Annotated in this window: 13 protein-coding genes; 12 read left to right on the top strand and 1 reads right to left on the bottom strand. The window is 44.6% G+C overall.

Going from position 1 to position 14,944, the window contains the following annotated elements; all coding sequences use genetic code 11:
• Nucleotides 1-8 precede the first annotated feature (8 nt).
• From purD to trxA, 8 genes are all read left to right on the top strand, one after another.
• Nucleotides 9-1,244, top strand: coding sequence for a phosphoribosylamine--glycine ligase (gene purD, locus BO225_RS07165; protein ID WP_076341573.1), 1,236 nt, complete (start codon nucleotides 9-11; stop codon nucleotides 1,242-1,244).
• A gap of 2 nt (nucleotides 1,245-1,246) precedes the next feature.
• Nucleotides 1,247-2,917, top strand: coding sequence for a formate--tetrahydrofolate ligase (locus BO225_RS07160; RefSeq protein ID WP_076341572.1), 1,671 nt, complete (start codon nucleotides 1,247-1,249; stop codon nucleotides 2,915-2,917).
• A 142-nt stretch (nucleotides 2,918-3,059) separates the two neighbouring features.
• Entirely contained in the window at nucleotides 3,060-4,301 is a 1,242-nt protein-coding gene (locus tag BO225_RS07155; protein ID WP_076341571.1) for a mechanosensitive ion channel, read from the top strand.
• Nucleotides 4,302-4,418: 117 nt separating this feature from the next.
• Complete coding sequence (locus BO225_RS07150; RefSeq protein WP_076341570.1) at nucleotides 4,419-5,678, top strand: RNA-binding domain-containing protein; 1,260 nt, start codon at nucleotides 4,419-4,421, stop codon at nucleotides 5,676-5,678.
• A gap of 117 nt (nucleotides 5,679-5,795) precedes the next feature.
• Nucleotides 5,796-6,941, top strand: coding sequence for an AI-2E family transporter (locus tag BO225_RS07145; RefSeq protein ID WP_076341569.1), 1,146 nt, complete (start codon nucleotides 5,796-5,798; stop codon nucleotides 6,939-6,941).
• On the top strand, nucleotides 6,919-7,380 hold the full coding sequence (locus BO225_RS07140) for a pyridoxamine 5'-phosphate oxidase family protein (protein ID WP_076341568.1): 462 nt from the start codon (nucleotides 6,919-6,921) through the stop codon (nucleotides 7,378-7,380). The genes BO225_RS07145 and BO225_RS07140 overlap by 23 nt, the downstream gene beginning before the upstream one ends.
• Nucleotides 7,381-7,418: 38 nt before the next feature.
• Nucleotides 7,419-8,795, top strand: a complete 1,377-nt coding sequence (gene purF / locus BO225_RS07135) for an amidophosphoribosyltransferase (RefSeq protein ID WP_076341567.1) — start codon at nucleotides 7,419-7,421, stop codon at nucleotides 8,793-8,795.
• A gap of 61 nt (nucleotides 8,796-8,856) precedes the next feature.
• The gene (gene trxA / locus BO225_RS07130) at nucleotides 8,857-9,183 is read left to right on the top strand and encodes a thioredoxin (protein ID WP_076341566.1); all 327 of its coding nucleotides are present in this window, start codon (nucleotides 8,857-8,859) and stop codon (nucleotides 9,181-9,183) included.
• Between the two features lie 388 nt (nucleotides 9,184-9,571).
• On the opposite strand, the gene BO225_RS07125 is transcribed toward trxA, so the two are convergent.
• The gene (locus BO225_RS07125; protein ID WP_076341565.1) at nucleotides 9,572-11,080 is read right to left on the bottom strand and encodes a carboxypeptidase M32; all 1,509 of its coding nucleotides are present in this window, start codon (nucleotides 11,078-11,080) and stop codon (nucleotides 9,572-9,574) included.
• A gap of 49 nt (nucleotides 11,081-11,129) precedes the next feature.
• Between BO225_RS07125 and BO225_RS07120 the strand changes: the two genes are divergently transcribed.
• The 4 genes from BO225_RS07120 to BO225_RS07105 all read left to right on the top strand — a co-directional run bounded on the left by BO225_RS07120 (nucleotide 11,130) and on the right by BO225_RS07105 (nucleotide 14,872).
• Entirely contained in the window at nucleotides 11,130-12,533 is a 1,404-nt protein-coding gene (locus tag BO225_RS07120) for an aldehyde dehydrogenase family protein (protein WP_233120307.1), read from the top strand.
• 13 nt (nucleotides 12,534-12,546) lie between these two features.
• Complete coding sequence (locus tag BO225_RS07115) at nucleotides 12,547-13,047, top strand: nitroreductase family protein (RefSeq protein WP_076341564.1); 501 nt, start codon at nucleotides 12,547-12,549, stop codon at nucleotides 13,045-13,047.
• A 71-nt stretch (nucleotides 13,048-13,118) separates the two neighbouring features.
• Complete coding sequence (locus BO225_RS07110; RefSeq protein WP_076341563.1) at nucleotides 13,119-13,550, top strand: MarR family winged helix-turn-helix transcriptional regulator; 432 nt, start codon at nucleotides 13,119-13,121, stop codon at nucleotides 13,548-13,550.
• Nucleotides 13,547-14,872, top strand: a complete 1,326-nt coding sequence (locus BO225_RS07105) for an MATE family efflux transporter (RefSeq protein ID WP_076341562.1) — start codon at nucleotides 13,547-13,549, stop codon at nucleotides 14,870-14,872. The genes BO225_RS07110 and BO225_RS07105 overlap by 4 nt, the downstream gene beginning before the upstream one ends.
• Nucleotides 14,873-14,944: the final 72 nt, after the last annotated feature.

The raw sequence follows: 14,944 nt of genomic DNA, 5'->3' as shown, positions 1-14,944 counted from the left end.
ATAGAAAGATGAAGATTCTCGTTGTAGGAAAGGGAGGAAGAGAGCACGCTCTTGCGTTGGCGGCTAGCCGCTCTTCTTTGTGCGATACATTATATATGGCTCCAGGAAATCCTGGAATGCGTGAATTGGGCGAGTGTGTGCCGATCCAAGACGACAAGATCGATGAGCTTGTCGCTTTCGCGAAAGAAAACGATATCGATCTTACGATTGTCGGACCAGAATCCGCTTTAGCTTTAGGCATCCAAGATGCCTTCTTTAAAGAAGGATTGAAGATCTTCGCGCCAAGTCAGGCGGCCGCCCAAGTGGAATCCAGCAAAGATTTCGCGAAGACAATCATGAAAAAGTACGGGATCCCGACAGCCGACTATCAAACGTTCGATACGTATGAGCAAGCGCTCGCTTATGTTCATCAAAAAGGCGTGCCGATCGTGATCAAGGAAAATGGTCTGAAGGCCGGAAAAGGGGTCACGATCGCCAATACGATCGAAGAAGCCGACCAAGCGCTCCAGATCGCCTTTTCGATCCCTGAAAACAAAGTGGTAATCGAAGACTATTTGGAAGGCTTTGAATATTCTTTGATCGCTCTTGTGTGCGGCGATCTGGTCATTCCTCTTGAAGTCGCCCAAGACCATAAACGAGTGGGCGATAACGATACAGGGCCAAATACTGGGGGCATGGGTTCCTATTCACCTGTCAAGAAGATCACTCCAGAAATCATTGAAGAGACAATGGAGAAAGTCATGCGGCCAATGGCAAAAGCGATGGTGCAAGAAGGGGTCCCATTCACTGGCTTTTTGTATGGCGGGCTCATGCTGACCGACGATGGGATCAAAGTCATCGAATTCAACGCTCGATTTGGCGACCCAGAAGCGGAAGTTATCCTTTCCCGCTTAGAATCGGATTTTATCCAAGCCATATTGGATGTGATGGAACAAAAAGAGATCGAGCTGAAGTGGAACGATCAAGTGGCGCATGGGGTCGTGCTCGCAAGCACCAACTATCCAGCCTCCTCCACGAAAGGAGCCAAGATCACAGGATATGATCAAGTGGATGGCTTGCTTTATCATATGGGCACGAAAGAAGAGAGCGGCGATCTGCTTACAGATGGAGGACGCGTCCTCATGCTCGTTTCTTTGGCAGACACTTTGGAAGAAGCATATCAAAAAACATACAGCGAGATCGAGAAGATCCACTGCGATCATTTGTTTTATCGAAACGATATTGGAAGAAAGGATATGGAGTGAGTATGGCTAAAACTGATTTAGAGATCGCGCAAGAATGCGTGCTTGAACCGATCGAGACTGTCGCCGCAAAAGTCGATATTCCTAATGATGCCCTCGAGCATTATGGAAAGTACAAGGCGAAGCTCGCCTTTGATTTGATCAAGGAGCTGGAAAAAAATAAAGAAGGGAAATTGATCCTGGTCACAGCGATCAATCCGACAAAAGCGGGCGAAGGAAAATCGACGACCACAGTAGGGCTTGGAGACGCCTTGAACCGCATTGGCAAAAAGACGATGATGGCTTTGCGCGAACCTTCTTTAGGACCTGTCTTTGGCTTAAAGGGAGGCGCTGCAGGAGGCGGCTATGCTCAAGTCGTGCCAATGGAAGACATCAACTTGCATTTTACAGGGGATATGCATGCCATTACGACGTGCAACAACTTAGTGAGCGCGATCCTCGACAACCATATTTATCAAGGGAACGCTTTGAATATCGATCCTGCCTCGATCACCTTCAAGCGCTGCTTGGATATGAACGAGCGCGAGCTCCGTCAAATCGACATCGGGCTTGGCGCGAAAGTCAATGGCGTCAAACGAGAAGATGGTTTCAATATCACGGTGGCTAGCGAGATCATGGCTTCTTTATGCTTGGCTAGCGACTTGATGGATCTGAAAGAACGTTTTGGAAAGATCCTTGTCGCCTACACGTACGATCAAAAACCTGTCTTTGTCAGAGATCTAGGCATCGAAGGAGCGATGGCGATGGTGATGAAAGATGCGATCTTGCCAAATCTCGTTCAGACGCTCGAACACAATCCGGTCTTGATCCATGGCGGACCGTTTGCCAATATCGCGCACGGATGCAATTCGGTGATCGCGACCAAGACGGCGCTTCGCTTAGCCGATTATGTAGTGACCGAAGCGGGATTTGGAGCGGATCTAGGGGCTGAAAAATTTTTGGATATCAAATGCCGGCTGGCCGATCTGCATCCTAACGCGGTCGTGATCGTGGCGACGATCCGTGCCCTCAAACAACATGGCGGTGTCGCTTATGAAGATCTGAAAGAGGAAAATGTGGAAGCGATGCTCAAAGGCTGCGAAAACTTAGCGAAGCATATCGATACGATCCAGCAATTTGGCCTTCCATATATCGTGGCGATCAACGAGTTTGTCAGCGACACGCCAGAAGAAGTCAAAGCGCTGCAGGAATGGTGCCAAGCCAATGGACATCCGATGGCTCTTTCGCAAGTGTGGGCGAAAGGTGGAGAAGGCGCGATCGATCTAGCGAATCAAGTCGTGCAGCTTTGCGAGCAGGAAAACGATTTTGCGCCATTGTATGATGTGAACGATTCGATCGAATCGAAGATCGAGTCGATCGCTCGAAAAGTGTATGGCGCTAAAGGCGTGGAATTCACGCCAGAAGCGAAAGAGCAGATCGAACGCTTCAATGAGCTAGGCTGGAACGATTTGCCGATCTGTATGGCCAAGACGCAAATGTCGTTGAGCGATGATGGCAAAGTGATGGGTCGGCCGACGGATTTTACGATTACGGTCCGAGAGCTTCGTCCTTCTTTAGGGGCTGGATTTATCGTGGCGCTGACAGGAAAAGTGCTGACGATGCCAGGTCTTCCTAAACATCCAAGCGCTTTAGATATGGATATTGACGCGAACGGAAAGATCACGGGATTATTCTGATGCGTAAAGAGCGATCTCCTTTTCATAAGGGAATCGCTCTTTTTTGCGTGAGGCATACAATGAGATTTTTTAATAGAGCTATGATACTGTAAAACTACCTTAAGGTAGAGAAGCTTCTAATCAAAGAAGCAGAGGTTATAGTATGACAGAAAAATTTTATGAATTTTTTAATTCTGGATTCGGGACGGCGCTCAAAGCGATTCTTGTCCTGATCTTAGCTTTTGTGGTGGCAGCCATCGCGAAATCGCTCATCGAAAAGCTATTGAAACATACGAAGCTTGCTGACTTAAAACGTACAGATAAAAATGGCCAAGAAAATACAGGCATGAAAACAATTGAGCTCATCGGCAAACTCGTACAATTGATCGTCTTTTTATTGTTCGTGCCAGGCATCTTCGAGATCTTAGGCATGACACAAGTGACAGCGCCGATCTTAGCGTTGCTGAATACCGTATGGGGTTATGTTCCAAACATCTTGTTTGCGATCATCATCCTTTGGATCGGATTCTATATTGCCAAGCTCGTTCGTGAACTGCTCGTGCCGATCTTGAACAAGCTCGAAGTCAATCGGCTTCAAAAGATCGCGGGTATCCAAGTCAACGAGCAAGGAGAACTTTCCAATACGCTTGCGTATATCGTTTACGTTTTGATCTTGATCCCAGTGATCATTTCCGCTTTATCGGTATTGAACATCCGCGCCATTTCGGATCCAGCGATCGCTATGCTTTCGACTGTATTCAACTATATTCCAAGTATTTTGGCAGCCTTGATCATTATCGTGATCGGATGGATCTTAGCGAAATTTATTGGCAATATCATCACGCGTTTGATCGAGTCCTCTGGACTTGACGCGAAACTGGCTGAATTGACAGGAACGAAAAATCCAACATTCTCTTTATCGAATGTGACAGGAAAAACGGTCGAAGTTATTTTGGTGATCTTCTTCATTGTTGAAAGTTTCGCGACGTTGCATCTTGGCGTGTTGACAAGCATCGGAACTTCGATCATCGCTTACATGCCTTATGCGTTGGCGGCTTTTATCATTTTTGCGATCTGCGTTTTGATTGGCAGCATCGTCTCGAATGTATTCAAAAAGAATGGCCATCCAGCGGTTGGTTCGATGTTCAAGTATTTGATCTATGTCATTGGTGGATTCATGATCCTCAACCAATTAGGTATCGCTCGCACATTAGTGGATAGCACGTTCATCTTGATCGTCGCCGCTTTGGCTGTCGCTTTCGCGATCGCTTTTGGAGTTGGCGGAAGAGATTTTGCGAAATCGGTATTAGCCGAGCTTCAAGTCAAGATCAAAAAAGAAGAGCTAAAAGCGCCAAAACCAGAAACAATGGATTCAACAACAGTAGAAGGCAAATCAAAAAAATAGAGAAAGAAGTCTTGGCTTAGGTCAAGGCTTTTTTTTTGCGCGCGATTTGCGCATAAATTTGCGCGAAAATTTTTTCGCGCATGCTCAAAAAGTTTATAATAGGCCTAGGAGAATATTATGAAAGAAAATAAGAATCTTGAATGGAAAGAAAAAATGACACCCCAATACTTGAAAACTGTGAGTGCCTTTTCGAATTATGAAGGAGGGATTATTGTTTTTGGGATGAATGATCAAGGAAAGGTCGTTCCGATTTCGAATCCAGAAGAATTATGCTTGAATATTGAGAATCAAATCAATGATAATATTCATCCACAACCTGAATATTCGCTTGAAGTCTTGGAAAATGCAACAATTGAACTACATGTTCAAAAGGGAGAACATACGCCTTATCGATATAAAGGAAAAGCGTATAAACGAAATGACACTGCCACAATAGAAGTAGATGATCTAGAGCTATCTAGATTGATCTTGGAAGGAAAGAATTTAGAGTTTGAAGAACTACCCTCGCAAAAAGAAGATCTTACTTTTTCAACGTTGGCGGAATATTTGCGACAAACGTTAGGAATTCAAGAAATGAATGAAAATGTATTAAAATCTCTGGAATTATATGACAAACATCAAAAGTACAATCTTGCGGCAGAAATATTAGCAGATCGCAATACTTTTCCAGGAATCGATGTGGCTGTATTTGGAAAGGATGAAAATATCATTTGGAAAAGAGTTTCTTTTGTGAATCAATCGATTTTGCTTCAATATGATCAAGTCGCACAAATATATAAAGAACAATATCAATATGAAACCATTACTGGATTCGAACGGGAAAAAATAGAATTAGTTCCTGAAGTCGCTTTTCGCGAAGCCATTGCGAATGCCCTGATCCATCGTGTATGGGATTCAAAAAGAAACATTCAAGTTTCAATGTTTGAAGATCGAATCGAAATACTTTCACCAGGAGGACTTCCTTCCGAAATCACGAAAGAGGAGTTTTTAGGAAAACATGGATCAGTATTGAGAAATCGAATTCTTGGAAATATATTTTTCCGTTTAAAGTTAGTAGAAATTTTCGGGACCGGTATTTATCGAATCCGACAAGCGTATGAAAATAGCATCACTCAACCGACATTTCTAATCAGTGAACACTCGATCTTGATTGCTCTTCCTTTATTCAAAGATCATATCGAATTAAGTGAAGATGAAAGCATAATTTGTGAACAACTGAGTCCAACGCGCATTCACACAATGTCCCAAATCATGAAGATTTCACCGTTCAGCCGGACCAAAACTAGAACAATCTTAAATCACTTGATTGAAAAGAATATCGTCGAGAAAACAGGTGTTGGAAGAAGCACAGGTTACTTATTATCAAAAAGCATTTAACAGAGGAGATCTGAATCAGTTCTCTTCTGTTTTGTATAGATTCTCTAAAAGCATTACAAGCTCAATTTAGGAATGCCTTCGTTATAATGAAAATACTCAATGAAAGGAAGTGCGTCTATGCGTTCTGAAAAAATAAATTGGAAGCTGCTTTTAAGCATTACAGCTCTTGTGATTCTCGTTTTGCGGCTTGATCAAGTTCTTGCTCTTTTAAAAACATTTTGGGGAGCGATCTCAAGTTTAGTCTTTGGCGCGATGCTCGCGTTCGTGATCAATTTGATCATGCGCCCGATCGAGGATTTTCTTTCCAAGTCGCACTCGAAATTCATCCTCAAAAGCAAACGGGCTCTCGCCTTGCTTTTGTCGCTGGTCATCGTGATCTTGTTGTTGGCGGCTCTTGTTTGGCTTGTCGTCCCTTCCTTGATCGAAGCAGGCGAAGTCATGGTCAAAGTGCTTCCTGGCTATTTTTCAGAAACAGAGACGTTCTTTAAAAAGCTGTTTGCCGACAATCCGCAAATCGTCGCTTATATCGAAACGATGGATATCGACTGGGAACAAGTCGTCAAGAATTTCGTTCATTTCACGACAACAGGGGTATCGAACATGCTCGGAAGTGCTGTAGGCATGGTTGGAACCGTTGTGACAAGCATTGTCAATTTGATCATCGTCATCATTTTCGCGATCTATGTGCTGCTCGATAAACAACGATTTGTCCGTTTATATCATCGCGCATGTAATTTGTGGCTCAAGCCGGAAACAGAACAAAAGATCACTCGCGCCCTCTATATCATTTATGATTCTTTTTCGTCCTTTATTTGCGGACAATGTTTAGAAGCGCTGATTTTAGGTTCGACGTGCGCGTTAGGCATGTTTATTCTCAAGCTTCCGTATCCGCTCATGATCGGCACGCTGGTCGGAGTGATCAATATCATTCCGATGATTGGTGCCTATATTGGTGGGGCGATCGGAATGTTCATGGTTTTCACTGTGTCGCCTTGGCTTTCGGTCGTGTTCTTGATCTATTTGTGCATTTTGCAGCAATTCGAAAGCAATATCATTTATCCACGGGTCGTAGGCAGCCAAGTTGGGCTTCCTGGCATTTATGTCATGATCACCGTGGTCGTGGGTGGTTCCTTAGCGGGCGTGCCTGGTATGTTTTTAGGCATTCCGATCATGGCAAGCATCTACAAGCTCGCGCGGATCCACTTTGAAAACGAAGAAAAGAAAAAGGAAGAGAAGGATCATGAAAAAGAGGTTTACGAATAAGCGCGACGAGATCCATAAGATCTTAGAACGTTGCCAGATCTTGCATATGGGACTTCAAGATGAATCGGGATATTTTATCCAGCCCGTTTCTTATGGATTCATCGATCGCAATGAAGAGATCACGCTCTTTTTCTGCAGCAAAAAAGAAGGTCGTAAAATGGAAGTGTTCAAGTACGAGCTGGAAGTCAGCATCCTTATCGATCGTCTTTGCGGCTATCGGATCGATGATCGGCACTATACTCCATGTTTCGAGTCGTTGCGAGCGATCGGCCGCGTCCAAGAAGTTTCTGGCAAAGAAAAAGAACAAGCGCTTTTCGCGCTCTTAGAGCATTGCGGCTTTCAAAAAGAAGAAATCGAGTTCGATCACATATTGAGCGATCCTTCTTTAGGGTTTTATAAAATCGACCTTCGAGATGTGGTCACAAAAAAGGTCCTTTGAGGTATAATAAAGCCATTGATTGAAGGAGGACGTGAGTCGTGTTTGATGAAATCCATGAAGAGTGCGGCGTCTTTGGCGCCTATCGTCTGCCACAAGCTTCCCTTATAACGTATTATGGACTGCATACTTTGCAGCATCGTGGTCAAGAAGCGAGCGGGATCGCCGTGATGGATCAAGGAAAGATCTCGATCCAAAAAGGAAAAGGATTAACGATCGATCTCTTTACAAAGGAGAGTCTTAAAAAGCTGAAGGGCGAAACAGCGGTCGGACATGTTCGGTATTCGACAGCCGGAGGGCAAGAAAACGCGAATATCCAGCCGATCGTCGCGCGCGGATTGAAAGAGCAAGTCGCTGTCGTGCACAATGGACAGATCGTCAACGAGAAAGAGCTTCGCGTCGAATTAGAAAAAGAAGGATGCATCTTTCAAGGCACGAGCGATAGCGAGATCATCCTTCACAATATTCAAAAAGAAAAAGGCAGCCTCTATGAGCGGGTAAAGAAGACAGCGGCCAAGCTTGTGGGCGCGTTTTCTTTGATCGTGATGGGCGAAGATGAATTGATCGCGGTCCGGGACCAAAAAGGACTTCGTCCGCTTTCCTTTTCAAAAATGGAAGATGGCTATGTGATCGCTTCGGAAACGTGCGCTCTCGATATTCTTGGCTTGTACGAGCATACAGAGATCTTGCCTGGCGAGATCGTCCGCTTTTATAAGGGAATCGTTTCGAGAGAACGATACGCCCTTCCTTCGTTCCAATATATGTGCGCGATGGAATATATTTATTTTGCGCGTCCAGACAGCGACATCGAATCGATCAACGTCCACGCCTTTCGAAAAGAGACAGGACGGTTGTTGGCCAAGAACGATTGGATCGAGGCCGACCTTGTCGTCGGGGTCCCAGATTCTTCGCTTTCGGCAGCGATCGGATATGCTGAATGTGCGGGGATCGAATTGGAGCAAGGGCTTGTTAAAAATCGGTTCGTGACCCGAACTTTTATTCAACCGACCCAAGCGTTGCGTGATCGGGGCGTGCGTATGAAACTTTCTCCGATCAAAGATGTGATCGAGGGCAAACGCGTCGTCATGATCGATGATTCGATCGTTCGGGGCACGACTTCACGCAGGATCGTTCGACTGCTCAAAGAAGCGGGCGCCAAAGAAGTGCATGTGCGAATCGCTTCGCCGATCATCACTTCCCCTTGTTTTTATGGGGTGGATACGAGCACGAAAGAGGAGCTGATCGGAGCGCGCATGAGCGAGGAGCAGATCAAAGACTATATTGAGGCGGACTCTTTGAAGTTCATGTCTGTCGAGGAGCTCAAGGAAGCAGCTGGCCACGTTGGCTTATGTACCGCTTGTTTTGATGGAGCGTATTGCACGCCTCTCTTTTCATATCAAGAGAAGTTAGAGAATTGAGCGTATGAATAGCGCTTTGTTTTAGAAATGATTAAGATGGACATAGATGGAGGATATGTATATGGTAAAATATGTTGAAAGTATAGATCAGTTTAAAGAATATGTTGGAAAAGGCAATGTGCTTGTCGATTTCTTCGCAGAATGGTGCGGACCTTGTAAAATGTTGACACCCGTTCTTGAATCGGTATCTAAAAAAGTAGAAGGAAAAGTAGAGATCGTTAAATGCGATATTGATAAATTCCCAGATATCGCCAGCGCCTTCAAAGTCATGAGCGTTCCTACTTTGATTTACTTCAAAGATGGAAAAGGTGTTACCGCAATGTCCGGTTACTTGCCAGAACCACAATTGATGGCTTGGCTCGACGAAGCTGAAAAAAAGGCAGCCTAAATTTAAAGAGATGAGGAGTTTGAAAAAACTCCTTTTTTTTGACCAAAAAGGCACATTCAACGACTATCTTTTCCACTTTTCGTAGAAATCGAAGAAAATTCGGTATCATATCAGTTGCATTCAGACTTTCTCTTTTTTGGTACACCAAGAATTCCCATTGTATGTCCAGATCGATGAGGGAGCCGGATGCAGAGCCCGTTGGGCTCTTTTTTAGTTATCTGGCTAAAGGAAGTCAGAGTCAAAAAAAGAATCGTGAGAATTCTCACGATAAATCTCACGATTAGGTTAAAATTTCTCACGATTATCAGGATCCGACTAAACCAAAGAAACAAAAAAGAAGATTCTCTATGCTCCAAAGAGAATCTTCTCGAGTCTAAAAACGCTTCGTTTAATCTTCTTGAATTTGATAAAGTTTTGAATATTTATCTTTTAAATAGTTCACATAATAGTGCGGATCAAATGGCTCGCCTGAAACGAGTTCAACGATCTCCGCCATCGTTTTTGAACCCGCATAATGGTGCACGTTGTCTTTGAGCCAATTCGTGATCACTTCCATCTTTCCTTCTTTGAGCACTTGTTCGACATCGATTTGTTTTTGCATCGCCGCAAAGATCTGGGCCGCGTAAGCGCTGCCTAAAGCATACGTCGGAAAATAGCCTAAATACCCATTGGACCAATGCACATCTTGTAAGACGCCTTCCGCATCCGTTTTAGGACGAACGCCCAAATATTTTTCATAAAGATCAGCCCATTGTTCAGGAAGCGTATCATAATCCATTTCGCCATTCGCGATCTTTTTTTCAAGTTCATAACGAATCAAGATATGGAGCGGATACGTGAGCTCGTCCGCTTCAGTCCTAATGAGATCAGGCTTGCTGAGATTGATCATATCGACCAATTCATCGACCGAGACGTTTTCAAATTCCGGGAACTGCTCGACAAGCGCAGGATAATTCGCTTCCCAAAACGCCTTGGAACGCCCAATATGGTTCTCTAAAAAGCGTGACTGCGACTCGTGGGCAGCCGAGCCGACACCATGATTGAGCATCGTTCCTTCAAAAGCTTCATTCATCTGAAGACCATATAAGGCATGACCATATTCATGCACAGTCGAGAGGATGGCACTCAAAAAACGATTTGGATAATAATGCGTCGTGATCCGCATATCGTTATGAGAAAGGAAGTTCGTGAAAGGATGCTCCGTCGTTCCTAAGCTGACCCGGTCTGGATCGACTTGTAAGTAGTCCATGATCGTATTCATGAATTTTTCTTGCCGTTCGATCGCGAATTCTTCACGCAACGCCTGATCATCGATCTTTTTTCCGCTTTTTTGGATCTTTTGAATCAAAGGCGGAAGCTCTTCTTTGATGACTTGAAAGAAAGCATCGTATTTTTCTTCATTCATTTCTGGCTCGTAAGCGTCGAGGAACACATCATAAATATTGTTGCCCGTGAACTTAGGAGAATGCTTTTGATAAGCGATCGATTTTTCCATCAAATCTTTCAAATAAGGCTTGAACGCCGCATAGTCGCTGTTTTCTTTGGCTTGATGCCATTGGTATTCAGCTTCGTTGCGAGCTTTCGTGAGCGCCTCGAATTCTTCGATCGAAGCGTTTTGCGATAAAGCGAGCTCGTCGAGACGCATCTTGACTTCTTTTTGTTCGAGAGATCCTTCTGGCAGCGTTTGATAATACGCTTTGATCTTTTCCACTGTTTCGGGATCGTTCTCGACTTTAAAAGCGAGTTTGCTCAAAGTGGCCATTTTAGCGCTCGAATTCGGAATGCCCCCTTTAGGCGCTACAGTCCACTGGTCAGTATACATGGTGGCGCTCGCAAGATCATAGGCGGCGAGCACATCTAAATACTCTTGATAAAAAGGTTCAAATTGTAGCTTCATAACTTTCCTCCATTACAACTATTTTACCGTATTCGGATAGGCAATCAAAATGGCAATTCTTTCGATTTCGGCCTATAATCGTTTTATGGAACCTCAAAAAATAAAATCGCTTGTCGAAAAACAAAAAGCGATGTTCAATACCCATCGAACATTGTCGCTTGCTTTTCGCAAAGAAAAACTCAAACAACTGAAAAAAGAAATCCAGCGTCAACAAAAACAAGTAGAAGAAGCGCTATGGCTCGATTTAGGAAAAGAGAAGATGGAAGCCTATATGTGCGAGATCGGCCTCGTCTATGAGTCGATCGATTTTATGCTCAAGCACTTGGATCGTTTAGCCAAGCCCAAAAGAGTGCCTACGCCTTTGTTCCTTTTTCCGTCCTGTTCGAAGATCATCTCGATCCCTTATGGCTGCGTCTTGATTGTTTCTCCATGGAATTATCCGTTTCTTTTGTCGATGCAGCCTATGATCGAAGCCTTAGTAGCCGGCAATACCGTGATCTTGAAGCCAAGCAACTATTCAGCCCATACAAGCCGCGTGATCGAAGAAATCGTGCATCAAGTTTTTCCCGCTTCCTATGTCGAAGTCGTGCAAGGCGGACGTCAAGAAAACCAAGCGCTCTTTCACCAAAATGTAGATTCGATCTTTTTTACAGGATCGCCCAAAGTAGGACAGGAGGTCATGAAGGCAGCCAGCGAACATTTAGTGCCCATCACTTTAGAGCTCGGAGGCAAGTCGCCATGCATCGTCGACCAAGAAGTCAATTTAGTCTTGGCGGCCAAAAAGATCGTCTTTGGCAAGTTTTTGAACGCGGGGCAGACATGTGTGGCGGTTGATCATGTCTATGTGCATCGCTCCCAAAAAAGAGCGCTTCTTCAGCAGATCGAACACCAGATCCGCCTTCAATATCCAAACTTGAAAGCGATGGGGAAGATCATCGACCAAAAACACTTTGAAAGAGTACGCAGCCTGCTTGCCGATGGAGAAATCGTCTATGGAGGCGAATACGATGAAGACAGCCTGCAGATCGCGCCTACTCTAATAGAAAATGTCAAAAAAGATAGCGCCCTCGATCTAGAGGAGATCTTTGGACCGCTCTTGCCAATTTATGAATATGAAGATTTCGATGATTTGCTCAATACGTTGGCCAACAAGCCGCACCCATTAGCCGCCTATTTGTTCTCCAAAAACAAAGCGCATATTCAACAATTCGAGAATACGTTTCCATGCGGAGGAAGCTGTGTGAACAACACGATCCTTCATCTGGCGAATATCCATTTGCCTTTTGGCGGTTTACAAAGTTCGGGCTTGGGCCATTACCATGGAAAATATGGCTTTGAGCGGTTCAGTCATCAAAAGAGCGTGCTCCGCTCTTCTTCGCTTCTCGATCTTCCGATCCCGTATCGGCCATATACAAAAGGAAAAGAAGCTATCATCCAATTGTTTTTAAAATAAAGGAGGAAATACAATGAATGCGATTTTTGAAAGGACAAGCGTTCGCCAATATACAGACGAGACTCTATCCAAAGAGCAGATCGAACAGATCGTAAAGGCGGGCTTTTGCGCGCCTAGCGCCGTCAACGCGCAACCTTGGGAAGTGATCGTTGTCACGGATCCAAAAGAGCTGGAAGAACTTTCGCATTTTTCGCCATACGCCATGTGTTTAAAAGAAGCGAAGCTTGGCGTTGTCTTGTTGGCGAACCGCGACCATCAATTCGGGGACGCCTATGATGTGATGGACCTTTCTGCGATGAGCGAGAACATGCTTGTAGAGGCGCGCTCTTTAGGATTAGGCGACGTTTGGCTTGGTGGCTATCCAGAACAAGAGCGGGTCGAGTTCTTGAAAACATTCTTCAAGCTGCCAGAAAACATCGTTCCTTATTGGGTGCTCTCTTTTGGTCATCCGCTTCATGAACTAAAGCCAAAAGATAAATGGGATCCTAAAAAAGTCCACTACAATACGTATTAGAACTTTCTTGACTTCTCCTTTTCCTATGCTAAGATAGACAAGTCCGATTTCGGATTAAGGGGAGATTTTTTATGAAAAAGGATACAACGGTCCGTCTCCAAACGCAGACGGCCTTTTTTAAAGAGATGGATTATTTTGTCCATAAAGAAGCGAAGTCGCTCGGTCTTTCAGACAGCGCTTATGGGATCTTGGCGGCGATCGGCAAAGCAGAAGGGAGCCTTGCCCAAAAGGAGCTGGCGGACGCTTGTTTTTTGAGCAAGCAGACGATCAATTCAGCCATTAAATCGCTAGAAAAAAGAGGATTGATCGAACTCAAAAAAGGAAAAGGCGGTATTTCGATGAACGAGAAAGGAAGCCAATACTATCATGAGCATATTTTGCCTTTTGTCGAGCTCGAAAAGAAGGTGCTCGAAAAAATGGGAGAAGAAGCAGCCTTGTTTTTGTCGTTGTCAAAACGATATACAGATTTGTATAAAGAACATTTAGAGGAGGTGCTCATTTGATACAATTGAGTGATCATTTTACTTATAAAAAATTACTTTCGTTTACGATCCCTTCGATCGTGATGGTAATCTTCACCTCTTTATACACGATCGTGGACGGGATCTTTGTTTCCAATGTCGCGGGAAATGACGCGTTCGCAGCCTTGAATTTGATTTGGCCGATCATCGCGATCATGGGGGCGGTCGGCTTTATGATCGGAATGGGCGGAAGCGCGCTGATCGCCAAGACGCTTGGCGAAGGGGAACACACCAAAGCGAACGAAATCTTTTCAATGCTGATCTACGTGCTGATGGGAATCGGAGCGCTCTTGTCCGTGATCGGCATCTTTTTTATGGAAGATTTTGCGCGCCTTTTAGGAGCGAGCGAAGAACTCGTCCCATACTGCGTGATCTATGGACGGACACTTTCGATCTTTATGGTCGGCTATTTTCTTCAAAATGCATCACAGTCGTTTCTAGTGACCGCAGAGAGGCCAAAACTTTCTTTGGCGCTGACACTGGCGGCCGGTTTTACGAACATCGTTTTAGATTATTTGTTCATTTCGGTATTTCGATGGGGAATACTCGGAGCGGCGCTTGCGACCGGATTGAGCTGGCTCGTTGGTGGGATCATCCCGTTCTTCTATTTTTTGTTTCCAAATCCAACGCCACTCGCCTTAGGAAAGACGCGCTTAGATCTTAGAGCGCTTGGCCAAGCTTGTTTCAATGGTTCTTCGGAAATGATTTCGAATTTGAGCATGAGCGTGATCAATGTGCTCTATAACTTAGAGCTGATGAAGATGATCGGCTCGGATGGCGTGGTCGCCTATGGGATCATTCAATATATCGCCTTCGTGTTTGTCGGAGCCTATCTTGGCTACGCCTTCGGGATCACGCCTGTACTAGGCTATCAATATGGCGCCAACAACCATAAAGAATTGAAAAATTTATTGAAAAAGTCGCTGATCTTGATCGCGATCGCAGCTGTCGTGCTGACGATCTTGGCCGAGATGATGGCGAATTTGCTCGCTTCGATCTTCGTTTCGTATTCGATTGAGCTGATGACTTTGACAAGTCACGCGATCAGGATCTATTCGTTATCATTCTTAGTGGCGGGCTTCAATATTTTCGCGAGCTCTTTTTTCACAGCACTCAATAATGGCTTTATTTCGGGCCTTCTTTCGTTTGTGAGAACGTTTGTCTTCCAGGTCGTTTCGATCATCGTCATGCCGCTTCTTTTTGGATTGGATGGCATTTGGGCGGCAATCTCAGTGGCTGAAGTGGGCGCCTTGTTTGTTTCGGCTTTCTTCTTGAAAGAAGAAAAAAAGAAATATGGATATTAATAATAGAAGCTCTTCCTAAGGCGGAGCTTTTTTTGTAGATCATTCCAATAGAATAAAAGCGAGATCCATGTT

Origin of the sequence: Dubosiella newyorkensis, assembly GCF_001945605.1 — a bacterium.
GTDB lineage: Bacteria > Bacillota_I > Bacilli_A > Erysipelotrichales > Erysipelotrichaceae > Dubosiella > Dubosiella newyorkensis.
Note: the sequence above shows the minus strand (reverse complement) of the source record. Positions and strands in the feature narration are given on the sequence as shown.

Bases quoted from the DNA above. Each gene is read 5' to 3' on its own strand.
- trxA (WP_076341566.1), top strand. From the start codon at position 8,857: ATGGTAAAATATGTTGAAAGTATAGATCAGTTTAAAGAATATGTTGGA.
- BO225_RS07145 (WP_076341569.1), top strand. From the start codon at position 5,796: ATGCGTTCTGAAAAAATAAATTGGAAGCTGCTTTTAAGCATTACAGCT.
- purD (WP_076341573.1), top strand. From the start codon at position 9: ATGAAGATTCTCGTTGTAGGAAAGGGAGGAAGAGAGCACGCTCTTGCG.
- BO225_RS07120 (WP_233120307.1), top strand. From the start codon at position 11,130: ATGGCAATTCTTTCGATTTCGGCCTATAATCGTTTTATGGAACCTCAA.
- BO225_RS07140 (WP_076341568.1), top strand. From the start codon at position 6,919: ATGAAAAAGAGGTTTACGAATAAGCGCGACGAGATCCATAAGATCTTA.
- BO225_RS07115 (WP_076341564.1), top strand. From the start codon at position 12,547: ATGAATGCGATTTTTGAAAGGACAAGCGTTCGCCAATATACAGACGAG.
- BO225_RS07155 (WP_076341571.1), top strand. From the start codon at position 3,060: ATGACAGAAAAATTTTATGAATTTTTTAATTCTGGATTCGGGACGGCG.
- BO225_RS07160 (WP_076341572.1), top strand. From the start codon at position 1,247: ATGGCTAAAACTGATTTAGAGATCGCGCAAGAATGCGTGCTTGAACCG.
- BO225_RS07150 (WP_076341570.1), top strand. From the start codon at position 4,419: ATGAAAGAAAATAAGAATCTTGAATGGAAAGAAAAAATGACACCCCAA.
- BO225_RS07125 (WP_076341565.1), bottom strand. From the start codon at position 11,080: ATGAAGCTACAATTTGAACCTTTTTATCAAGAGTATTTAGATGTGCTC.
- BO225_RS07110 (WP_076341563.1), top strand. From the start codon at position 13,119: ATGAAAAAGGATACAACGGTCCGTCTCCAAACGCAGACGGCCTTTTTT.